This is a genomic window from Streptomyces sp. NPDC044061 (assembly GCF_056434305.1).
In genome coordinates this window covers 1-21420 of the sequence record NZ_JBWKFL010000052.1, presented here as the reverse complement: position 1 = coordinate 21420, position 21420 = coordinate 1, and the positions used below count along the sequence as shown (strand labels likewise).

Sequence of the window (21420 nt, the reverse complement as noted above, 5' to 3'; positions counted from 1 at the left end):
GGCCCGTCATGGGCCCGCCCGCCAAGGGGGTGCAGTCAGCGACGGACGACGCGGCGCAGGTTGCGCGCCTTGCGCGCCATCCGGCGGACCGTGGCGTTGCGCGGGATGAACGACAGCTGCGCGGGCACCCCGCCGGGCAGCGCCAGCGAGGTCAGACGCTTGCGCTTGAAGTAGCGCAGGGTCCGCTCGTCCAGGTTCTTCGCGAGGTACCGCTCCGTCTCCTCGCGCAGCCGCGGCAGGATCTTCGGCTGCATGGCGAAGCCCACCGCACGCACCAGCGCGCCGAGGGCCTCGACGTCCGTGCCCCGGCGCTGCTCGGTGACCGCGGCACGGTCGCCCAGCTCCGGCAGCAGCGCGTCGACCACGGTGACCGGGATCCGGTTGCTGTTCTCGAACGGCGCCAGCCGCTCCAGCAGCAGGTCGGTGCCGATCCGGGCGACCGGCAGGCCGTACAGCGCGGAGGCGGTGAGCAGGGCGGTGGAGAAGCAGCCGACGACCAGCGCGGGACGCATCCGCTGGTACAGCACCTCGGCGAGGACGGGGGTGTCGAGCACGGTGAGCTCGACCCCGAGCTTCTCCGCCTCCTGCTCCAGGGTGCGGGTGAAGCGGGCCGGGGCGGTGGGGTGCGGCTTGAACACCACCTTGGTGTGCCCGAGCCGGACGGCTCCCTCGAGCATCCGCACGTGCAGGTTCTCCTCCTGCTCGGCGGAGAGGATGTCCAGCGCGGAGAGGTACTGCCCGAGCAGCAGCGCGGGCTCCTCCACCTCGGGCAGCTCGTCGCCGAGGGGCGCGAGTTCGGCCAGCACCTTGGTGAAGGCCGGTGTCGGCACGATCTCGCCGGGGACGCCGAACTCGGTGAGCAGCAGCGGCTCCAGGCTCGGCACCAGGTCGAGGTGGAGCACCCGGTCCACGCGGGTGCCGACCAGCGGGTCGATCTTGTTGCGGGTGGGGCCGTAGCTCATCAGGCCGTCGGCGTAGACGGTGACCGGGGCGCCGGTGAAGATCTGGGCGAGTGCGAGCGACGGATTGACCTGGATCGACTCGACGGCCAACTCCACGTCGTCGTCGCCCAGTCGCCACTCGTGGCGCAGATACCGCTCCCACAGCGGCATGTCGTCCACCCGGGGAGCCCAGCCGCCGGGGTGGAAGGGGAAGATCGTCTCGTTGTACGAGATCACGTCGTCGAAGCGGTCGCGCAGCCGGTCGAAGCCGGGCATCCCGTCCAGGCCCGGCGTGGTCTCCGGGGTCGCCGCGTTGTTGCAGACCAGCAGGATCCGCCGGTCGACGGGGCGGAAGCAGCCGGAGTCCAGGGCGGCGGCGAGCGTCGCCGTGCCGTACAGCGTCGACGCCTGGAAGATCTGGGTGGTCACGCGGCGACCCCCGCGGGGGCGGGACGGCGGCGCAGCCGGCGCAGCTTGGTGGCGCGCTGGAGGTCCATGGAGTCCAGCGCCTCGTCCAGGACGTCCTGCGGCATGCGCCGCAGCGCGGCGGCACTCATGGATTTCAGTTTCTTCGCCACCGCGGGCTCGAACCTTTCGATGGATCCCAGATGATGGGAAATGATGGCGCAATACGTGCGTACGGCCTTCGGCAGGAGGGCGGCGGCTTCCGGGTCCTCGGCGGTTTCCGCGACGACCTGGTCGAACGCGCGAATGAAATCGAGCTGCCGTACATCACCGATCTGGGTGAGTGAGGAGGCGACTCCGCGCCGGTAGAACACACCGAGCAGGCTCACCGCGGCGAAGGATTCCGCCTCCCGGTGCAGTTTCCAGATCCACGGCCGGTCCTCGGCCGTGCGCAGCCCGTCCGTGAAGTGCAGCAACCCCTTGTCCGCCAGCCGGCGGTGGTAGATCCCCGCCCAGGCGTAGGCGTAGTCCACGGAGGTGGACCGGTCGGCGGGCAGGATCGCCTCGCGCGGGTTCAGCACCACGTCGCGCCGGCCGACGGGCACCCGGTGCACGGTGCGCGCCCGGGCGGTGCACTGCACGTGGTCGGTGCGCAGGAAGTCGCAGCCGAGGTCCTCGATGGCGGACACCAGCCTGGCGTAGTAGCCGGGGGCGAGCCAGTCGTCGCCGTCGAGGAAGGTCACGTACTCGCCGCGCGCCCGGTCGATGCCGGTGTTGCGGGCGGTCGCCAGCCCTCCGTTCTGCTCGTGCCGGACGTGGACCGCCCCGGGCAGCTCGCGCTCCGCGCGCGCGAGAATGTCTGGTGTCCCGTCGCGGGAACAGTCGTCGACGAGAATGAATTCGAAGTCCTCACGCGCGTTCGCACTGAGGCTCCTCAGGGTGTCGGGCGCGTATTGCTGCACGTTGTAGAACGGCACGATGACGGAGAGCTTGACCACGTCAGGGACGTTAGGGCGAAGCCCGTCATGTGTCTTGACGCTTTCCTTGATGCAAGGTGAACGGCGCGTGGCGAAGCTGTGAACCGGGTTGTTTTCCGGTGCGATCACGGGCCGATTCGCCATTCGGCGATGTGCTGTTAACCGTTTGTTGCATTCAGGTTGGGCGGATCCTCGGAATGCCTTCCTAGCGTCTGCGACGTGCCAGCAAGTGCTACGAACTCCCTGCGGGTCGCCGTCCTCGCGGATTCCGACACCCGGTGGAAGTGGGGCGCGCTCACCGCGCAGCGCCTCGCCCCCACGGACGCCGAGATCCGGCTCGACGGCTACCTCCTGCGGGGACGAGCCACCCCCACCGCCCGCCAGCTGAACGAGGTCGGCGTCCGCGCGGACTCGCTCCGCGAGGTCACCGGCGTCGAGTTCCTGCGAGCCCTGGGCGAGGAGTCCTACGACGTTCTCGTCCTCGCGCTGGTCGGCGGCGGTGTGCAGGCGATGCTGCACGGGCTGCGGAACGTGTACGGCGGCTCGGGCGAGCGTCCCGTCGTCGTCACCGGCTACGTCGGTGTCGTCTACGAGAAGCTCGCCGACGGGCTGCTGCTGCGGCACGGCGCGGACCTCGTCCTCGCCAACTCCCGCCACGACGCGGACCGTTTCCGCGCCGTGTACGAGGGGGTCGGCGCCGACGCGTCCGCGGTGACCGAGGTCGCGCTGCCGTTCCTCGGCGGGGAGCCGTACACCGGTGAACACGAGCCCTACACGGTCGTGTTCGCCGCCCAGCCCTCCGTCCCGGACGGCCGCAAGGACCGTACGTACCTGCTGAACCGGCTGATCGAGCACGCCCGCAGGCACCCCGAGCGCGAGGTGCTGCTCAAGCTGCGCTCCCGGCCCGGCGAACACACCACCCACATCGAGGAGTTGCCGTACCAGAAGCTGGTCCAGGGCAAGGACCTGCCCGCCAACTTCCGGCTGGTCTACGGCCACATGGGCGAGGTGCTGGACCGCACCGACCTGCTGGTCACGGTCAGCTCCACGGCCGCCCTCGAGGCCCTGCACCGCCGCATCCCGACGGTCGTCCTGACCGACCTGGGCGTGCGCGAGGTGCTCGGCAACCACCACTTCACCGGCTCCGGGTGCCTCGCCTCCTGGGACCAGCTCGACGCCGGGCACCGGCCGGCGCCGGACGAGGAGTGGGTGGCCCGGCAGGGCGTCGCCCCCGACGGCTCCTACGCCACCGCCTTCGACCTGGCCCGCGAGCGCATCGCCAAGCTGCTCGACCGGCCCGGGGGCCTGCCGCCCCTGAACCCCTACTACACACCCGAGACCGCGCCCGGCTACCTGCCCGGCATCCTCGCCCGCCACCACCTCGGCCCCGACGGCGCCCCGCTGCCCGGCGCGCCCGCCGCCGACAAGGCGCCCGGACCCGTCCGCCAGATCGTGCGCCGGGCCGCGCGCGGCGCCTACCGCCACGGCGTGCAGCGCGTGGCCCCCGTGATCCGACGAATGGGAGAGCTGTGAGCGACCGGATCCCACGGCAAGGAGTGGAGCACATGACCGACGCCAACCCCGACGCACCCGCGGTGCGCCGCGTGCTCGCGGTGATCCCGGCGCGCGGCGGCTCCAAGGGAGTCCCCGCCAAGAACCTCGCCCCCGTCGGCGGTGTCCCGCTGGTGGCCCGCGCGGTCCGCGAGTGCCGCGCCGCCCGGCTGGTGACCGACGTGGTCGTCTCCACCGACGACCAGGCCATCGCCGCCGCCGCCCGCCAGGCCGGCGCCGAGGTGGTGCTGCGCCCCGCCGCCATCGCCGGCGACACCGCCACCTCCGAGGCCGCCGTCCTGCACGCCATGGACGCCCACGAGGCCCTGCACGGCTCGGCCGTCGACGTCGTCCTGCTCGTGCAGTGCACCAGCCCGTTCCTGGTCCGCGAGGACGTCGACGGGGTCGCTGCGGCCGTCGTGGAGAACGGAGCCGACACCGCCGTCACCGTCGCCCCCTTCCACGGCTTCATCTGGCGGGACGCGGCGGACGACCCGGTGGCGGTCGAGCCCGCCCGTACCGAGGAGCTGGGCGGCGCCACCCGCGTCGCCAACTCCACCACCGTCAGCGGCGGTTACGGGGTCAACCACGACAAGTCCTTCCGGCCCCGTCGCCAGGACCGCCCCCAGGACCTGCTGGAGACCGGCGCCGCCTACGCGATGGACGCGGCCGGTTTCCGCGAGCACGGGCACCGCTTCTTCGGCCACACCGAGCTGGTCCGCACCGACCCCGCCCGGGTGCTGGAGATCGACGACCCGCACGAGCTGGCCCGCGCCCGGGCCCTGGCCCCGCTCTTCGACGCGGACCGGCCGGGCGCCCTGCCCACCTACGACGACATCGACGCCGTCGTCCTCGACTTCGACGGCACCCAGACCGACGACCGGGTGCTGATCGACTCCGACGGACGGGAGTTCGTCTCCGTGCACCGCGGAGACGGGCTCGGCATCGCCGCCCTGCGCAGAAGCGGGCTGAAGATGCTGATCCTGTCCACGGAACAGAACCCGGTGGTCGCCGCCCGCGCCCGGAAGCTGAAGCTCCCGGTCCTGCACGGCATCGACCGCAAGGACCTCGCTCTCAAGCAGTGGTGCGAGGAGCAGGGCATCGCGCCGGAGCGCGTGCTCTACGTCGGCAACGACGTCAACGACCTCCCGTGCTTCGCCCTCGTCGGCTGGCCCGTGGCGGTCGCGAGCGCCCACGACGTCGTACGCGGCGCCGCACGCGCGGTCACCACCGTCCCCGGCGGTGACGGCGCGATCCGAGAGATCGCCAGCTGGATCCTCGGCCCCTCTCTCGATTCCCTCCCCAAGTAAGGACATCTCCTGATGAGCACCAACTCCCGCATCCGCACCTTCGGTACGCGTGAGGCCGGCCCGGGCCGCCCCGTCTACATCTGCGGCGAGATCGGCATCAACCACAACGGTGAGCTGGAGAACGCCTTCAAGCTGATCGACGTGGCCGCCGAGGCCGGCTGCGACGCCGTGAAGTTCCAGAAGCGCACGCCGGAGATCTGCACCCCGCGCGACCAGTGGGACATCGAGCGCGACACCCCCTGGGGCCGGATGACCTACATCGACTACCGCCACCGGGTGGAGTTCGGCGAGGACGAGTACCGCCAGATCGACGAGTACTGCAAGGAGAAGGGGATCGACTGGTTCGCCTCCCCGTGGGACACCGAGGCCGTCGCCTTCCTGGAGAAGTTCGACGTCCCCGCCCACAAGGTGGCCTCCGCCTCCCTGACCGACGACGAGCTGCTGCGCGCCCTGCGCGCCACCGGCCGCACCGTTATCCTCTCCACCGGCATGTCGACCCCGCGCCAGATCCGCCACGCGGTCGAGGTCCTGGGCAGCGACAACATCCTGCTCTGCCACGCCACATCCACCTACCCGGCCAAGGCCGAGGAGCTGAACCTCCGCGTGATCAACACGCTGGAGAAGGAGTACCCGAACGTCCCGATCGGCTACTCCGGCCACGAGACCGGCCTGCAGACCACGCTGGCCGCCGTCGCCCTCGGCGCCACCTTCGTCGAGCGCCACATCACCCTCGACCGCGCCATGTGGGGCTCCGACCAGGCCGCCTCCGTCGAGCCGCAGGGCCTCACCCGTCTCGTCCGCGACATCCGCACCATCGAGGCCTCCCTCGGTGACGGCGTCAAGAAGGTCTACGACTCCGAGCTGGGCCCGATGAAGAAGCTGCGCCGCGTCTCCGGCGTCGTCGCCGAGGCGGAGATCGCGGCGGCGGCGGGCGAGCCGGTCGCCGTCTGAGCGCGCTGACTGCCTTACTCGCCCTACGACGGGACGGTCGTACGCCGATGAGCCCCCGTGCCGGTCACGCCGGCCACCCTGCCCACACGCTCGCCTTCGTGGAGAGCCCGGTACAGCTGCTGAACGTACTGGAGTGGGCGCACCTCCACGGCCTGCGCGGCGAGGAGCCGGCCGTGCCGTCGGGCCTGCGCGGCACGGGCCCGGCCGTCCCGTCCGGCACGGACGGCCCGGAGGGTGCGGAACCAGCCACCCCCTCCGTGCCCCCGCAGGTGCGGCGGACGCCGGCCGGTGCCGGCCGGCAGGCCGGCCCCGAGCTCACCGTCGTCGTCCTGTCCCCGACCGACCCCATGACCCGGGGCCAGCTGCGCCGCATGGCGGACCTGGCCCGGGACGAGGGGTACCGGGTGCGCTGGGAGGAGGCGCGGGGCGGCACGACCGCGCCCTTCCACACCATCGGCGGCCTGGCGGGCTCTCTCCGCCGGGCCGACCGCATCGTCATGGGAGACCCGTTCTCCCGTTACGTACAACTGCTGCTGACGATCACCCGCGCCCGCGACCTGGTCGTGGTCGACGACGGCACGGCGACGATGGAGTTCGTCGCCCAGCTCGCCCGCGGCGAGCGCCTGGTCCGCTGGCACCGCAAGGGCGGCCGCCCCGGCCCCCGCGACCTGCTCTTCGCCCCCGTCTCCTCCTCGGCCCGCCGCCGCCTCACCCCGAGCGCCCGCCGCCGGGTCGAGGTCTTCTCCTCCATGCCGGTGACCGAGACCCCCGAGGGCGTCACGGTCACCGCCAACGACTTCGCCTGGACCCGGGCCCGCTTCGGCCCGCCGCGCATCACCAAGGGGGCCGACATGGTCGGCACGTCCCTGGTGGAGACCGGTGTGGTGGACGGCGACCGCTACCTGGAGGCCGTCCGCAACCTGGCCAAGGCGCACGGCGCAACCCGCTACTTCGCCCACCGTCGCGAGAGCGCCGACAAACTGCACCGCCTGGCCGTCGAGACGGGACTGCAGATAGTCCGCCCCGACCTCCCCCTGGAACTGATCGCCCGCCGCGGCCCCATCGGCCGCACGATCCTCAGCTTCCCCTCGACGGTCGTCCACACCCTCCCCCTGGCCCTGGCCGGCACGGGCGTCCGCGTCGCGGTGTGCGACATCGACCCCAGCTGGCTCACCGAGAACGCCTCACCACGGGCCCAGGGCTTCCTGTCGGGAGTCACGGGCACGGCCCGGGACGTCCACCGGCTGGCGGCGGTGGCGGCGCCGGCGTAGCCCGAGCCGGCCCGAGCCCTCAGGGCTTCCGGGCCAGCAGGAACCCCCGTGGGCGGACCTCCTCGTCCAGGGGCTCCCGGACCACCGTGGCCACCGGCTCCAGCCCCGCTCCCGTGAGCAGGGCCGTGACCTGCTCCGGAGTGCGCCAGTAGTAGTCGAGGTCGATCTCGTGGCCGAAGCGTTCGCCCAGATGGAGGCGGCCCGGCTCGGTGCCCGTCTGGAAGCCGAGCAGGACGTGGCCGCCGGGCACCAGGGTGCGGTGGAACTCGGCGAAGGCGGCCGGCAGGTGTTCGTCGGGGACGTGGATGATCGAGTACAGGGCCATGACGCCGCCGAGGGTGCCGTCCGGCAGGTCCAGCGAGGTCATCGATCCCACGTGGAAGCGCACGTGCGGATGGGCCTCGCGGGCCAGCGTCACCATGGCGGGGGAGAGGTCCACCCCGAAGGCCGGGACACCGAGGTCGTGCAGGCGGGCGGTGACGTGGCCGGGGCCGCTGCCGAGGTCGGCCACGGGGGCCGGGCCGTTCGCCGTGACCAGTTCGGCGAAGACGGCGACGAGCTGCCGTTCCAGGGGGTGGGGCAGGCCGCCCGGGAAGCGGGAGACGTAGTCCTTGGCGATGGCGTCGTAGGACGAGCGGGTGGTCCCCAGGAAGTCCGCGGTCGAGTCGCTCACGACGGCGGAGCCTACCCAGCCGGGGCCCCGCGCGGCCCGGTCCGGTCCGTGGACAAGTCGCGCGCGATCATGGGAAGGCATGGTATGCGTGGAAGAGGAAACAAGGGTTTTACCCATCAGAGTCCACCGCCATGCGTCCGCCGGTAAGGTTTTCTTCCCCTAACGGGCTGATCTTTTGTTGATCGAGGGGCAGTCGACCGCCCGGGCGTCCTACCCTTCAGAGGGTGAACCAAGTGATGTCCCGAGAGTCCGAGGCCGATATCCCCGGGGACGTGCTCCCCGGCGTGCTCAGCGAGTCCCTGCACGCCGAACTGGTCGCCTTCCGCCGCGACTTGCACATGCACCCCGAGCTGGGCAACCAGGAGTTCCGCACGACCGCCGCGATCAAGGAGCGGCTGGAGCAGGCCGGGCTGCGCCCCCGCGTCCTGGCCACCGGAACCGGGCTCATCTGTGACATCGGATTCCCTGAGGGCAAGCGGTCCGCGGTCCCGGTGCTGGCCCTGCGGGCCGACATCGACGCCCTGCCCATCCCGGACACCAAGACGGACTGCGCGTACCGCTCCACCGTGCCCGACCGCGCCCACGCGTGCGGCCACGACGTGCACACCACGGTGGTGCTCGGCGCCGGGCTGGTCCTCGCCGACCTGCATGCCAAGGGGCTGCTGTCCCGCCCGGTGCGGCTGGTCTTCCAGCCCGCCGAGGAGGTGCTGCCCGGCGGCGCGCTCGGCGCCATCGGGGACGGGGCCCTCGACGACGTGGGCCGGATCCTCGCCGTGCACTGCGACCCCAAGGTCGACGCCGGCCGGATCGGGCTGCGGCACGGCGCCATCACCAGCGCCTGCGACCGGCTGGAGGTCGCCCTCGACGGCCCCGGCGGCCACACCGCCCGCCCCCACCTCACCACCGACCTGGTCACCGCGGCCGCCCGTGTCGCCATCGACGTGCCCGCGCTCGTCGCCCGGCGCGTCGACACCCGCGCCGGCCTCGCCCTGACCTGGGGCCGCATCGAGTCGGGTCACGCCCCGAACGTCATCCCGCAGCACGCCGAGCTGTCCGGCACCGTCCGATGCCTGGACCTCGACGCCTGGCGCGAGGCCCCGGACATCGTGCACGCGGCCATCGACGAGGTCGCCACCCTGCACCGGGCCAAGTCGGAGATCAACTACGTACGGGGCGTGCCGCCGGTCGTCAACGACCGGGAGTCCACCGAACTGCTGCGCAGGGCCATGGTCGCCCGGCGGGGCCTGCGCTCCGTGGAGAGCACCGCGCAGAGCCTCGGCGGCGAGGACTTCTCCTGGTATCTGGAGAACGTGCCCGGCGCCATGGCCCGCCTCGGCGTCCGCACCCCCGGCGACCGCGTCGTCCGCGACCTGCACCAGGGTGACTTCGACGCCGACGAGCACGCGATCACGGTCGGCGTGGAGATGTTCACCGCCGCCGCTCTGCTCGACGCCATGTAGGCCACCCGGCCTCGGGGTGCCGGATTGGTGCCCCTTCGCCCGCCTGTGTCACCCCGGCGTAACCGGCGGTGCCCGGCTGTGACCCGGAGTCGGCACGAAACGATAACGGCCGGGAGAAACACCGTTCCCCTCCCCTTCTACGCGCGTTACTGTGCGCCGAATCGCCACCACTGGCGGCACATTGGGGACAAGCGGCCCGTGACGGCGCCGTGGGGATGAAGGGGTGCTTGCTGTGCGTCTGCTCTCTCGGAAGATCTCCCGGAGGACGAGGTTCTCCCAAGCTGCGGTGACCGTCGCGGTCGTCGCCCTCGCGGCTGCCGGTTGCGGCAAGTCCAGCACCGACTCGACCGGCACGACCTCCAAGGACGGCAAGTACTCCGGCAAGGGCATCGGCCTCGCCTACGACATCGGCGGCAAGGGCGACCAGTCCTTCAACGACGCCGCCTACGCCGGCTTCAAGAAGGCCCAGGACGAGTTCAAGATCGGCGGCCGGGACATCGAGCCGCAGGCCAACGAGTCCGACGCGGACAAGGTGCAGCGCCTGGAGACCTTGGCCAAGGCCGGCTACAACCCCGTCGTCGGCGTCGGCTTCGCCTACGCGCCGGCCGTGAAGCAGGTGGCCACGAAGTACCCGAAGGTCACCTTCGGCATCATCGACGACAACACCATCCAGGCGAAGAACGTCGCCGACATGGTCTTCCACGAGGAGCAGTCCTCGTACCTGGCGGGCGTGGCCGCCGCCAAGGCCACCAAGAAGAACCACATCGGCTTCATCGGCGGCGTGGACATCCCGCTGATCCACAAGTTCGAGGCCGGGTTCGACCAGGGCGCCAAGTCGGTCAACCCCAAGATCAAGATTGAGTCGCAGTACCTGACCCAGACGCCGGCGGAGGGTGGCTTCTCCAGCCCGGACAAGGGTGAGAACGCGGCCAACGGCCAGATCGACGCCGGCGCCGACGTCATCTACCACGCGGCCGGCCTCTCCGGGCAGGGCGTGATCAAGTCCGCCGCCGAGCACAAGGTGTGGGCCGTCGGAGTCGACTCCGACCAGTACTCGCAGAGCGCGCTCGCCAAGTACAAGGACTACATCCTCGGCTCGGCCCTGAAGAACGTCGGCGGCGCGGTCTACGACCTCGCCAAGTCCGTCTACGAGGGCAAGCCGCTCAACGGCGAGGTCCGCGGCGACCTGAAGTCCGGCGGTGTGGGCTTCGCCGACTCCAACCCGAAGTACAAGGCGCTGACCGGCGTGGTCGCTGCCGTGGACAAGGCCAAGCAGGACATCATCGACGGCAAGATCACCGTCAACACCAAGTGATCCGGCCCCCGGTTCCGCGCCCGTGAGGGCCCGTCGCCCCCGTACGCCCCTTGCCTCGTGCAAGGGGCGTACTGCTGTCCGTAACCTTGACAAGTGAGTGTGGCCACAGCTCGATAACGGACCGGACATTGGGGGTTTTCCGTCAGGTCTACGCGCGTTACGCTGCGGCGGAACCAGCGCCTGGTTTGGGCGCTTGCACAAAGGAGTCACGTTCCATGCGCCGGGTGTCCCGTATCACGATTGCAGGCGTTGCGACCGCAGCGCTCGCCGTCACCGTCTCTGCCTGTGGTAGCTCTTCCTCCTCGTCCTCCACCGAGGGCAAGTCCAAGGGCATCGGTCTGGCGTACGACGTCGGCGGCAAGGGCGACCAGTCCTTCAACGACGCCGCCTACGCGGGCTTCCAGAAGGCCCAGAAGGACTTCGGCGTCAGCGGCCGCGACGTCGAGCCGCAGGACAACGAGTCGGACGCGGACAAGACCCAGCGCCTGGAGACCCTGGCCAAGGCGGGCTACAACCCGGTCATCGGCGTCGGCTTCGCCTACGCGGGTGCCGTGAAGGAGGCCGCGCAGAAGTTCCCGAAGGTCACCTTCGGCATCATCGACGACAACCAGACCGTGGCGAAGAACGTCGCCGACATGGTCTTCCACGAGGAGCAGTCCTCGTACCTCGCGGGTGTCGCGGCCGCCAAGGCGACCAAGAAGAACCACATCGGCTTCATCGGTGGCGTGGACGTTCCGCTGATCCACAAGTTCGAGGCCGGCTACATCCAGGGCGCCAAGTCGGTCAACCCGAAGATCAAGATCGAGTCGCAGTACCTGACCCAGACCGCCCAGGAGGGTGGCTTCTCCAGCCCGGACAAGGGCGAGAACGCCGCCAACGGCCAGATCGACGCGGGCGCCGACGTGGTCTACGCCGCCGCCGGCCTCTCCGGCCAGGGCGTGATCAAGTCCGCCGCCGAGCACAAGGTGTGGGCCATCGGCGTCGACTCCGACCAGTACAAGCAGCAGGCGCTGGCCAAGTACAAGGACTACATCCTGACCTCGGCCCTGAAGAACGTCGAGGGCGCGGTCTACGACCTGTCCAAGTCCGTCATCAAGGGCAAGAAGCCGCTCACCGGTGAGATCCGCGGCTCGCTGGACAACGGTGGCGTCGGCCTGGCCGACTCCAACCCGACCTTCAAGAACAACGCCGACATCCAGGCCGCGATCAAGAAGGCCGAGGCCGGCATCAAGGACGGCAGCATCAAGGTGAAGACCTCCTGACGATCCGGGTCGGAAGTCTTGGCCAACAGAGCGCTGTAATGGCAGCGTTACGGCCACGGAACGGGGTGCGGAGAGGATGACCTGCCCGCACCCCGTTCGCGCGGCAGAATGCTCGGAGCGGATCGGTTCTTGATCGGGAATGTTCTCGATCAAGGTCGGTCGGGTCCGGGCACTATTTAAAGCAGGGGCGCTACGCGCGTAGAGCGGCCCCTTTCCCGAGGAGAGTGCGCCATCGACGCGTCCAGCAGCCCTCCGCTCACCGCTCAGTCGACAGTCGCGGTAGAGCTCGCGGGCATCACCAAGCGATTCCCGGGTGTCGTGGCCAACCACGACATCCACCTGACGGTCCGCAAGGGCACCGTCCACGCCCTCGTCGGCGAGAACGGCGCCGGCAAGTCGACCCTGATGAAGATCCTCTACGGCATGCAGAAGCCGGACGAGGGCACCATCGCGGTCGACGGCGAGCAGGTGAGCTTCTCCAGCCCCGCCGACGCCATCTCCCGCGGCATCGGCATGGTCCACCAGCACTTCATGCTGGCCGACAACCTGACCGTGCTGGAGAACGTGGTGCTCGGCAGCGAGAAGCTGTACGGCATCGGCGGTGGCGCCCGCAAGAAGATCAAGGAGATCTCCGACCGCTACGGCCTGGGCATCCGCCCGGACGTCCTGGTCGAGGACCTCGGCGTGGCAGACCGCCAGCGCGTGGAGATCCTCAAGGTCCTCTTCCGCGGCGCGCGCACCCTCATCCTCGACGAGCCGACCGCCGTGCTCGTCCCGCAGGAGGTCGACGCGCTCTTCGACAACCTGCGCGAGCTGAAGTCCGAGGGCCTCTCCGTCATCTTCATCTCCCACAAGCTGGGCGAGGTGCTGTCCGTCGCCGACGACATCACCGTCATCCGGCGCGGTACGACGGTCGGGACCGCGATCCCCTCCGAGACCACCCCGCGCCAGCTCGCCGAGCTGATGGTCGGCAGCGAGCTGCCCACCCCGGAGACCGCCGAGTCCACCGTGACCGACCGGGCCGTGCTGGAGGTCAGGAACCTCACCGTCCACGCCCGCGGCGCCGTCTCCATGGGCACGGAGGAGGAGCCCGCCGCCGAGGGCCTCACCGAGTTCGCGCCCGCCGGCGAGGTCAAGAGGGTCCTCGACGACGTCACCTTCACCATCCACGCCGGCGAGGTCATGGGCATCGCCGGTGTCGAGGGCAACGGCCAGACCGAGCTGATCGACGCGCTGATCGGCACCAAGCACGCCGACTCCGGGCAGATCGTGTTCCTGGGCGAGGACATCACCCCCTGGCCCACCCGCAAGCGCCGCGAGTCGGGCGTCGGCTACATCCCCGAGGACCGCCACCGCCAGGGCCTGCTGCTGGAGTCCCCGCTGTGGGAGAACCGCATCCTCGGTCACGTCACCGAGAAGCCCAACGCCAAGGGCTTCTGGCTGAACCCCAAGGGCGCCCAGGCCGACACCCGCCGGATCGTCGAGGAGTACGACGTCCGCACCCCCGGCATCGACGTCACCGCGGCCTCCCTGTCCGGCGGCAACCAGCAGAAGCTGATCGTCGGCCGCGAGATGAGCCACGACCCGAAGTTCCTGATCGCCGCCCACCCGACGCGCGGTGTGGACGTCGGCGCCCAGGCGCAGATCTGGGACCGCATCCGCGAGGCCCGCCGCGAGGGCCTGGCCGTGCTGCTGATCTCCGCCGACCTCGACGAGCTGATCGGCCTGTCGGACACCCTGCGCGTGATCTACGACGGCAGGCTGGTCGCCGATGCGGACCCGGCCTCCATCACGCCGGAGGAGCTGGGCTCGGCCATGACGGGTGCCGCGTCCGGACACCTGGAGCACGAAGAGACCGCCCCCGAGGGCGACGACAACGCCGGTCCGGAGGACGAGGCCCGATGAAGAAGTTCGACAAGGAGCGGGTGCTCCTCGCGGTGGCCGGACCGGCCATCGCGCTCGTCCTGGCGATCGTGCTGACCTCGGTGGTCCTGCTCGCCTCGGGCAAGAACCCGATCGAGCCGTACGTCCTGATGCTGCAGCAGCTGCCGTACTCGGACATCCAGGTGCTGATCATCAACCAGGCGTCGCTGTACTACATCGCCGCCATCGGTGTCGCCCTCGGCTTCCGCATGAACCTGTTCAACATCGGCGTCGACGGCCAGTACCGCCTCGCCGCCGTGATGACCGCCGTCGTCGGCGCGCACGTGGGGCTGCCCGCCGTGCTGCAGATCCCGCTGCTGCTGCTGGTCGCCATGTGCACCGGTGCCTTCTGGGCCGGCATCGCCGGTGTCCTGAAGGTCACCCGGGGCGTCAGCGAGGTCGTCGCGACGATCATGCTGAACGCGATCGCCACCGCCGTCATCGGCTACGTCACCCTCACCGACGTGTGGGGCGTGCAGGTCGGCGACAACGTGACGACCGGCGTCATGAAGAATTCCGGCTGGTTCCCGGGCATCAACCTCGGCTCGGACGTCGGCGAGATCTACGGCCTGGTCTTCCTCGCCGTCGTGCTCGGCATCGGCTACTGGCTCGTCCTCAACCGCACCCGCTTCGGCTTCGACCTGCGCGCCACCGGCGCCTCGGAGACCGCCGCCGCGGCCTCCGGCGTCGACGCCAAGCGCATGGTGCTCGTCTCCATGCTGATCTCCGGCGCCATCGCGGGCCTGGCCGGTCTGCCGCTGCTGCTCGGCGACACCCACACCTACAGCCTGAGCTTCCCCGCGGGCCTCGGCTTCACCGCCATCGGCATCGCCCTGCTCGGCCGCAACAACCCCGGCGGCATCGCGCTCGCCGCGCTGCTGTGGGCCTTCCTCGACAAGGCCTCGCCCGCCCTCGACTACGCGACCCCCGTGGCGTACGACAAGGAGATCGCCACGATCATGCAGGGCCTGATCGTCTTCGCGGTCGTCATCTCGTACGAGGCCGTACGGCAGTGGGGCCTGCGCCGCCAGCAGAAGCAGGTCGGCGCGGAGCTGGCCGCGGCCGCCCAGAACACCAACAAGGAGGTGGCGGCCTGATGTCCACCGCGACTATCGCCAAGCCGCAGGCGAAGCAGCCCGGCAAGGGCGGCCGCCGTATGTCGCTCCCGGTACTCCTGCTGGTCATCGCGGGTGTGCTGGTGCTGACCTCGATCGTCCGCCTGATCACCGGCGCGGACGGCATCACCTCGGTCGGACAGATGTCCACCGCGCTGCAGCTCGCCGTGCCGATCGGCCTCGCCGGCCTCGGCGGCCTGTGGGCCGAGCGCGCGGGCGTCGTCAACATCGGCCTCGAGGGCATGATGATCCTCGGCACCTGGTTCGGTGCCTGGGCCGGCTACCAGTGGGGCCCCTGGACCGGTGTCGTCTTCGGCATCATCGGCGGCGCGCTCGGCGCCGTCCTGCACGCCATCGCCACCGTCACCTTCAACGTCAACCACATCGTCTCCGGTGTGGCGCTGAACATCCTGGCCCTCGGCACCACCCGCTACCTGTCGAAGTTCACCTTCGCCAACGCCCCGCAGGGCTCGACCAAGCAGTCCCCGCCGATCGACTCGCTCGGCGAGTTCAGCATCCCGGGCCTGTCGGACTGGCTGAACACGCTCAACGAGAAGCACTGGTTCCTGGTCTCCGACATCGCCGGCCTGCTCGGCGGTCTGGTCACCGACCTGTCGCCGCTGACCGTCATCGCGGTCGCCATGGTCCCGGTGACCTGGTGGGTGCTGTGGCGCACCTCCTTCGGTCTGCGCCTGCGTTCCTGCGGTGAGAACCCGGTGGCGGCCGAGTCCCTCGGCGTCAACGTGTACAAGTACAAGTACATCGCCGTGATCATCTCCGGCGGCTTCGCCGGCCTCGGCGGCGCGTTCCTGTCGATCGTGGCGTCCAACGTGTACCTGGACGGCCAGACGGCCGGCCGCGGTTACATCGGTCTCGCCGCGATGATCTTCGGCAACTGGATGCCGGGCGGCCTCGCCCTCGGCGCGGGCCTGTTCGGCTACACCGACAGCCTCAACCTGCGTGGTGGTACGACCAACGTGCACGCGCTGATCCTGCTGATGGCGATCCTGCTGGTGTTCGGCGCGGCGTACCTGGCGTGGAGGAAGAAGTACGTCCCCGCCGTCGTCACGATCGTGGTCTCGGCCCTGATGTTCCTCTGGTACGCCTCCACCAACGAGGTCCCGCGCCAGCTGGTGACGGCCACCCCGTACCTCGTCACGCTGCTCGTCCTGTCGCTGTCGGCGCAGAAGCTGCGCATGCCGAAGGCGGACGGCCTGCCGTACCGGAAGGGACAGGGCAAGTGACCGCGGCGGCCGCCGGCTTCGACTGGGAGGCGCTGCGCGCCGAGGCGCGGGAGGCCATGTCCCACGCCTACGCCCCCTACTCGGGCTACCCGGTCGGCGCGGCGGCCCGGGTCGACGACGGGCGCACGGTCACCGGCTGCAACGTGGAGAACGCCTCCTACGGCCTCGGCCTGTGTGCCGAGTGCGGGCTGGTCTCACAGCTGCAGCGCACGGGCGGCGGCCGCCTCACGCACTTCACCTGCGTGGACGGCACGGGCGGGCTGCTCGTCCCGTGCGGCCGCTGCCGTCAGCTGCTGTACGAGTTCGGTGGCCCCGACCTGCTCCTCGACACGCCCGCGGGCATCCTCCCGCTCTCCGAGATGCTGCCCCAGGCCTTCGGCCCGGACCATCTCACCAAGTAACTCCCGTACGGCCCCCCTGACCCTCTCAGGGGGGCCGTGCACTTCGCACCTCCGGAAGGAAAGCCATGGCCATGGACGCCGTCTCCGTCATCCGCACCAAGCGGGACCGCGGTGAGCTGACCGACGAGCAGATCGACTGGGTCATCGACGCGTACACCCGCGGCGAGGTCGCCGACTACCAGATGGCCGCGCTCAACATGGCGATCCTGCTCAACGGCATGAACCGCCGCGAGATCGCCCGCTGGACCGCGGCCATGATCGCTTCCGGCGAGCGCATGGACTTCTCCTCGCTGTCCCTCCCGACGGCGGACAAGCACTCCACGGGTGGCGTGGGTGACAAGATCACCCTGCCCCTGGCCCCGCTGGTGGCGGCCTGCGGCGCCGCCGTACCGCAGCTCTCGGGCCGGGGCCTCGGCCACACGGGCGGCACGCTGGACAAGCTGGAGTCGATCCCGGGCTGGCGGGCCCTGCTCTCCAACGAGGAGATGCTGAACGTCCTCGACACGACCGGCGCCGTGATCTGCGCGGCGGGCGACGGCCTGGCCCCCGCCGACAAGAAGCTGTACGCCCTGCGGGACGTCACCGGCACCGTCGAGGCGATCCCGCTGATCGCCTCCTCGATCATGTCCAAGAAGATCGCCGAGGGCACGGGCTCCCTGGTCCTGGACGTGAAGGTCGGTTCGGGCGCCTTCATGAAGACGATCGAGGACGCGCGCGAGCTGGCGTCCACGATGGTCGGCCTCGGCACCGACCATGGTGTGCAGACGGTCGCCCTCCTGACCGACATGTCCACCCCGCTCGGCCTCACCGCGGGCAACGCCCTGGAGGTCCGCGAGTCCGTCGAGGTCCTGGCGGGCGGTGGCCCGGCCGACGTCGTCGAACTCACCGTCGCCCTGGCCCGCGAGATGCTGGACGCGGCCGGCGTGAAGGACGCCGACCCGGCGAAGGCGCTGGCCGACGGCTCGGCGATGGACGTCTGGCGCCGGATGATCGCGGCCCAGGGCGGCGACCCGGACGCGACGCTGCCCACGTCGAAGGAGCAGCACGTCATCAAGGCGCCGTCGTCCGGCGTCCTGACCCGCCTGGACGCCTACGACATCGGCGTCGGCGCCTGGCGCCTCGGTGCGGGCCGCGCCCGCAAGGAGGACCCGGTGCAGGCGGGGGCCGGCATCGAGATGCACGCCAAGCCGGGCGACACGGTGACCGAGGGCCAGCCCCTGCTGACCCTGCACACGGACACCCCCGAGCGCTTCGAGTACGCGCTGCAGGCGGTGGAGGGTTCGTACGACATCGCGGCCGCGGGCACGGACTTCACGGCGTCGCCGGTGGTGCTGGAGCGCATCGCCTGACCCGTGGCCTCTTCCTTCGGGCGAACGGGATCGGCTGAGTCCGGCCGGTCCCGTTCGACATGGGGGACGAGTCCGGCCGGGCACCGGCCGACGCTCACCCCAAGGCCGCCGCCACCCCCACCAGCACCGGCACGGAGACCACCGTCGACAGCAGGATCGACTCGCGGGCCAGGGACTCGGCCACGCGGTAGCGGCTCGCATAGGTGAACAGGTTCTGGGCGCCGGGGAGGGCGGAGGTCACCACCACGTCGAGCAGCGGCGCGCCGTGCAGGCCGAAGACGGCCGACGCCAGCGCCCACGCCACCAGCGGCTGCCCCACGGACTTCAACGCCACCGACAACAGGACCAGTTGACGGTCCCGCCCCCGGCCGGGGGCCGCGCTGCCGTGCAGGGACATGCCGAAGGCCAGCAGGGCCGCCGGGACGGACATGTTGCCGATCAGGGTGAGGGGGTTCATCAGGGGGCCGGGCAGGTGCAGACCCGCCGCCGACACCAGGACCCCGGACACGGAGCCCACCGCTATCGGGTTGCGCAGCGGGGTCAGCAGGCGTCGCCACACCGTGCCCTTCTCGCCCCTGCCGGACAGGTCCAGGATCGTCAGCGCGACGGGGGTGACGAGGACGACCTGGAAGAGCAGGACCGGTGCCACCAGGGACGCGTCGCCGAGGACATACGCGGCGATCGGGATGCCGAGGTTGCCGGAGTTCACGTAGCCGGAACACAGGGCGCCGATGGTGGTGCGGCCCACGCCCCAGCGCCTGAGCGCGCCGACCGCCACGAAGACCCCGCAGACCGCGGCCGTGCTCAGGGCCGTGACGAGAAGGCGCGACGAGAACAGGACCGACAGATCGGCCCTGGCCAGGGTCGTGAACAGAAGTGCCGGGCCCGCCACCGTGAACGCCAGCCCCGTCAGCACCTCCCCCGCCCGTTCGCCGAGCGTCTCGCGCCGCCCGAGCACATAGCCCACCCCGATGACGACCGCGATCACCGCGAACCCGCTCAGCACCCCCTGCACGGAGCCAACCCTCCGGCGGAGGGGGCGAGCCGGTCAATGTGATCTCTGTCGGCGACCCGGATCCGCCCGGAGCCGCGATGAGTTACGGCCCTGCCGCCGGTCTACCGCACGTGGACGCCACGACACCGCCCGTACTCACGCTCGCCGGCCCCGTCACCCGCAACCAGGTGCCGGGGTGGTGCGACGACCTGCGGGCTCTGCTGCGGGCGACCGGCGCGCGCGTCGTCGTATGCGATGTGGGCGGGCTGGGGCCGCCGGGGCTGGGCGTCGTGGACCTGCTGGCCCGGCTGGAGCTGGCCGCCCGCCGGGCCGGCGGGCGGATACGGCTGCGCGATCCCGACCCGGCGCTACACGCCCTCCTGGACCTGGTCGGGCTCCGCTTCCAGGTGGAGGGGCAGGTCGAAGAGGGGGAACCAGCGCTGGGTGTCGAGGAAGCAGTGGAAACCGGTGATCCGGCCGTCTGAGATCTCCAGCACCTGCACCGCCCAGGGGCTGAAGCCGCCCTTCTCCTCGTCCGGCTTGTAGTGCGCGAAGCCCGGCAGGCCGTTGACCTGGACCGGCAGCAGACGGGACCCGGCGCAGGAGGCGCCCAGGGTGGTCATGAAGCCGGTGATGTCGGCCGTGCCGCGCAGCCACAGGTCGAACGGCGGCATCGTCATGATGGCGTCCTCGTGGAGCAGGGCCGTGAGCGCCGTCATGTCGTACCCCTCGAAGGCCTTGACGTAGCGCTCCAGGAGTTTCTGCTGCTCCTCGTCCAGCGGGTCGGAGACCGACCCGTCGGCGCCCGTGTCCCCGCGCTCGGCGAGCGTCGCCCGGGCCCGCTGGAGCGCGCTGTTGACCGAGGCGACCGTGGTGTCCAGCAGCTCGGCGACCTCGCTCGCCCTCCAGGCCAGCACCTCGCGCAGGATCAGCACCACCCGCTGCTTGGGCGGCAGCTGTTGCAGCGCCGCCATGAAAGCCAGCCGGATCGACTCCTTGGCGACGGCGGCCTCCGCCGGATCGTCCACCGTGGGCAGCACGCGCGCGTCCGGCATCGGCTCCAGCCAGGTGTTGTCCGGGCGGGGGGCGAGGGCCGCCCGGGCGAGGGGCGTCGACTCGGTGAGGTCCATGGGGCGGGCCCGCTTGTTGCCCGCCGTCAGCATGTCCAGGCACACGTTCGTCGCGATCCGGTACAGCCACGAGCGCAGGGAGGAACGGCCCTCGAACCTGTCGTAGCTCCGCCAGGCCCGCACCAGGGTGTCCTGCACCGCGTCCTCGGCCTCGAAGGAGGAGCCGAGCATGCGGTAGCAGTACCCGGTCAGCTCGGTGCGGTGCTTCTCCAGTGCGACTTCGAGGTCCGCCGTCGCCGTGCCGTTGCCCATCGTCCACCCACCCCTGTGGCCGTTCTGTCGGCGCCCCTTCGCGCCCCAGCACTTCGGAAGCTACCGCAGCCCACTGACAATGGCCCCCCGAGTGCGAAAAGGACCAGCTCGGACCGCTTGCCGCCCGGACGTGAGCGGAGTCGGACGCGAGCGGACGACGGTGCCCGGGTTCGCCCCTCAAGTCCCTACGACGAACCCCCGCTCGGCCGTCCGGTCGAGCGGGGGTTCGCCGTAGGGACCGGGGGAGCGGAGGTCAGTTGGCCGGCACCGGCTCCCGGCGGGCCGCCACCCGGGCCGCGCGCGAGCCGAGGACCGTGATCGACACGACGCCGAGGACCGCGAGGAGGCCGACGCCCACCGTGCCGGCCCAGCCGTCCGTGTGGAAGGCCATGGCGCCCACCGTGCTGCCCGCGCTGGAGCCGATGTAGTACGCGGACTGGTAGAGGGCGGAGGCCTGCGCGCGGCCGTGGACGGCCGTCTTGCTGACCGCCGAGGACGCGACCGCGTGGCCCGCGAAGAAGCCCGCGGTGATCAGGACCAGGCCCAGCAGGACCAGCGGGAGCGAGTCGGCCAGGGAGAGGAGCAGGCCCGTCGCCGTCGTGCCGCCCGCCAGGTACAGGGCGCCCCGGCGGCCGAGGCGGCCCACCAGGCGGCCCGCCGCCGAGGCCGAGACCGTGCCCACCAGGTAGACCAGGAAGATCGAGCCGACGATGCCCTGCGGCAGGGAGAACGGGGCCTCGGTCAGGCGGTAGCCGATCACCGTGTACACGCCGCCGAACACCGTCATGAACAGCGCGCCGATCGCGTACAGGCGGCGCAGCAGCGGGTCGGAGAGGTGGTCGCGGACCGTGCCGAGCAGGATGCGGGGCCGCAGGGAGCCGGCCCTGAAGTGCTGC

General features: G+C 70.9%; 19 protein-coding genes. 13 read left to right on the top strand and 6 right to left on the bottom strand.

The features are described 5' to 3' along the window. Positions 1-35: 35 nt before the first annotated feature. Both AC07CM_RS43285 and AC07CM_RS43280 read right to left on the bottom strand, forming a co-directional pair. Positions 36-1370, bottom strand: coding sequence for an alpha-2,8-polysialyltransferase family protein (locus AC07CM_RS43285; protein ID WP_478882048.1), 1335 nt, complete (start codon positions 1368-1370; stop codon positions 36-38). Continuing rightward, positions 1367-2344 (bottom strand): glycosyltransferase family 2 protein, encoded by a 978-nt coding sequence (locus AC07CM_RS43280; protein WP_478882047.1) that lies wholly within the window; start codon positions 2342-2344, stop codon positions 1367-1369. Before AC07CM_RS43280 ends, AC07CM_RS43285 begins: the two co-directional genes overlap by 4 nt. Positions 2345-2542: 198 nt before the next feature. Here AC07CM_RS43280 and AC07CM_RS43275 point away from each other — a divergent pair, with 198 nt between their 5' ends. Genes AC07CM_RS43275 through AC07CM_RS43260 form a run of 4 tightly spaced genes read left to right on the top strand, consistent with a single transcriptional unit; the run spans position 2543 to position 7406 of the window. Continuing rightward, positions 2543-3856 (top strand): DUF6716 putative glycosyltransferase, encoded by a 1314-nt coding sequence (locus AC07CM_RS43275; RefSeq protein ID WP_478882046.1) that lies wholly within the window; start codon positions 2543-2545, stop codon positions 3854-3856. Between the two features lie 32 nt (positions 3857-3888). Continuing rightward, positions 3889-5184 carry a cytidylyltransferase domain-containing protein gene (locus AC07CM_RS43270; RefSeq protein WP_478882045.1) on the top strand — a complete coding sequence of 432 codons (1296 nt, stop codon included), beginning with the start codon at positions 3889-3891 and terminating at the stop codon, positions 5182-5184. Between the two features lie 12 nt (positions 5185-5196). Then, the gene (locus tag AC07CM_RS43265; protein WP_478882044.1) at positions 5197-6135 is read left to right on the top strand and encodes an N-acetylneuraminate synthase family protein; all 939 of its coding nucleotides are present in this window, start codon (positions 5197-5199) and stop codon (positions 6133-6135) included. A gap of 47 nt (positions 6136-6182) precedes the next feature. Further along, positions 6183-7406 (top strand): hypothetical protein, encoded by a 1224-nt coding sequence (locus AC07CM_RS43260; protein WP_478882043.1) that lies wholly within the window; start codon positions 6183-6185, stop codon positions 7404-7406. Positions 7407-7425: 19 nt separating this feature from the next. Here the strand turns inward: AC07CM_RS43260 and AC07CM_RS43255 are convergent, their stop codons facing one another. After that, positions 7426-8079 carry a class I SAM-dependent DNA methyltransferase gene (locus AC07CM_RS43255; protein WP_478882042.1) on the bottom strand — a complete coding sequence of 218 codons (654 nt, stop codon included), beginning with the start codon at positions 8077-8079 and terminating at the stop codon, positions 7426-7428. Positions 8080-8315: 236 nt separating this feature from the next. Here AC07CM_RS43255 and AC07CM_RS43250 point away from each other — a divergent pair, with 236 nt between their 5' ends. The 8 genes from AC07CM_RS43250 (at position 8316) to AC07CM_RS43215 (ending at position 18148) form a co-directional block, all read left to right on the top strand. Then, positions 8316-9539, top strand: a complete 1224-nt coding sequence (locus tag AC07CM_RS43250; protein ID WP_478882041.1) for an amidohydrolase — start codon at positions 8316-8318, stop codon at positions 9537-9539. Positions 9540-9825: 286 nt separating this feature from the next. Next, on the top strand, positions 9826-10854 hold the full coding sequence (locus AC07CM_RS43245; protein ID WP_478882040.1) for a BMP family lipoprotein: 1029 nt from the start codon (positions 9826-9828) through the stop codon (positions 10852-10854). A 215-nt stretch (positions 10855-11069) separates the two neighbouring features. Next, complete coding sequence (locus tag AC07CM_RS43240; RefSeq protein ID WP_478882039.1) at positions 11070-12116, top strand: BMP family lipoprotein; 1047 nt, start codon at positions 11070-11072, stop codon at positions 12114-12116. 231 nt (positions 12117-12347) lie between these two features. Then, positions 12348-14021 carry an ABC transporter ATP-binding protein gene (locus AC07CM_RS43235; RefSeq protein WP_478882072.1) on the top strand — a complete coding sequence of 558 codons (1674 nt, stop codon included), beginning with the start codon at positions 12348-12350 and terminating at the stop codon, positions 14019-14021. After that, the gene (locus tag AC07CM_RS43230) at positions 14018-15136 is read left to right on the top strand and encodes an ABC transporter permease (RefSeq protein ID WP_478882038.1); all 1119 of its coding nucleotides are present in this window, start codon (positions 14018-14020) and stop codon (positions 15134-15136) included. Before AC07CM_RS43235 ends, AC07CM_RS43230 begins: the two co-directional genes overlap by 4 nt. Continuing rightward, entirely contained in the window at positions 15136-16398 is a 1263-nt protein-coding gene (locus AC07CM_RS43225) for an ABC transporter permease (RefSeq protein ID WP_478882037.1), read from the top strand. The genes AC07CM_RS43230 and AC07CM_RS43225 overlap by 1 nt, the downstream gene beginning before the upstream one ends. Beyond that, positions 16395-16799, top strand: a complete 405-nt coding sequence (locus AC07CM_RS43220) for a cytidine deaminase (protein ID WP_478882036.1) — start codon at positions 16395-16397, stop codon at positions 16797-16799. The genes AC07CM_RS43225 and AC07CM_RS43220 overlap by 4 nt, the downstream gene beginning before the upstream one ends. Positions 16800-16870: 71 nt before the next feature. After that, positions 16871-18148 (top strand): thymidine phosphorylase, encoded by a 1278-nt coding sequence (locus AC07CM_RS43215; protein WP_478882071.1) that lies wholly within the window; start codon positions 16871-16873, stop codon positions 18146-18148. A 94-nt stretch (positions 18149-18242) separates the two neighbouring features. On the opposite strand, the gene AC07CM_RS43210 is transcribed toward AC07CM_RS43215, so the two are convergent. Then, positions 18243-19163 carry an AEC family transporter gene (locus AC07CM_RS43210; protein WP_478882035.1) on the bottom strand — a complete coding sequence of 307 codons (921 nt, stop codon included), beginning with the start codon at positions 19161-19163 and terminating at the stop codon, positions 18243-18245. A gap of 77 nt (positions 19164-19240) precedes the next feature. Here AC07CM_RS43210 and AC07CM_RS43205 point away from each other — a divergent pair, with 77 nt between their 5' ends. Then, the gene (locus AC07CM_RS43205; RefSeq protein ID WP_478882034.1) at positions 19241-19627 is read left to right on the top strand and encodes an STAS domain-containing protein; all 387 of its coding nucleotides are present in this window, start codon (positions 19241-19243) and stop codon (positions 19625-19627) included. Here AC07CM_RS43205 and AC07CM_RS43200 read toward each other — a convergent pair. Further along, positions 19511-20524, bottom strand: coding sequence for a sigma-70 family RNA polymerase sigma factor (locus AC07CM_RS43200; protein ID WP_478882033.1), 1014 nt, complete (start codon positions 20522-20524; stop codon positions 19511-19513). The genes AC07CM_RS43205 and AC07CM_RS43200 overlap by 117 nt on opposite strands. 253 nt (positions 20525-20777) lie before the next feature. Then, a partial coding sequence (locus tag AC07CM_RS43195) for an MFS transporter (RefSeq protein WP_478882032.1) occupies positions 20778-21420 on the bottom strand: 643 nt, incomplete at its 5' end.

Excerpts from the sequence above, each read along its gene's own strand:
- AC07CM_RS43240 (WP_478882039.1), top strand. The coding sequence starts at position 11,070 with ATGCGCCGGGTGTCCCGTATCACGATTGCAGGCGTTGCGACCGCAGCG.
- AC07CM_RS43230 (WP_478882038.1), top strand. The coding sequence starts at position 14,018 with ATGAAGAAGTTCGACAAGGAGCGGGTGCTCCTCGCGGTGGCCGGACCG.
- AC07CM_RS43250 (WP_478882041.1), top strand. The coding sequence starts at position 8,316 with ATGTCCCGAGAGTCCGAGGCCGATATCCCCGGGGACGTGCTCCCCGGC.
- AC07CM_RS43215 (WP_478882071.1), top strand. The coding sequence starts at position 16,871 with ATGGACGCCGTCTCCGTCATCCGCACCAAGCGGGACCGCGGTGAGCTG.
- AC07CM_RS43260 (WP_478882043.1), top strand. The coding sequence starts at position 6,183 with ATGAGCCCCCGTGCCGGTCACGCCGGCCACCCTGCCCACACGCTCGCC.
- AC07CM_RS43205 (WP_478882034.1), top strand. The coding sequence starts at position 19,241 with ATGAGTTACGGCCCTGCCGCCGGTCTACCGCACGTGGACGCCACGACA.
- AC07CM_RS43200 (WP_478882033.1), bottom strand. The coding sequence starts at position 20,524 with ATGGGCAACGGCACGGCGACGGCGGACCTCGAAGTCGCACTGGAGAAG.
- AC07CM_RS43265 (WP_478882044.1), top strand. The coding sequence starts at position 5,197 with ATGAGCACCAACTCCCGCATCCGCACCTTCGGTACGCGTGAGGCCGGC.
- AC07CM_RS43225 (WP_478882037.1), top strand. The coding sequence starts at position 15,136 with ATGTCCACCGCGACTATCGCCAAGCCGCAGGCGAAGCAGCCCGGCAAG.
- AC07CM_RS43270 (WP_478882045.1), top strand. The coding sequence starts at position 3,889 with ATGACCGACGCCAACCCCGACGCACCCGCGGTGCGCCGCGTGCTCGCG.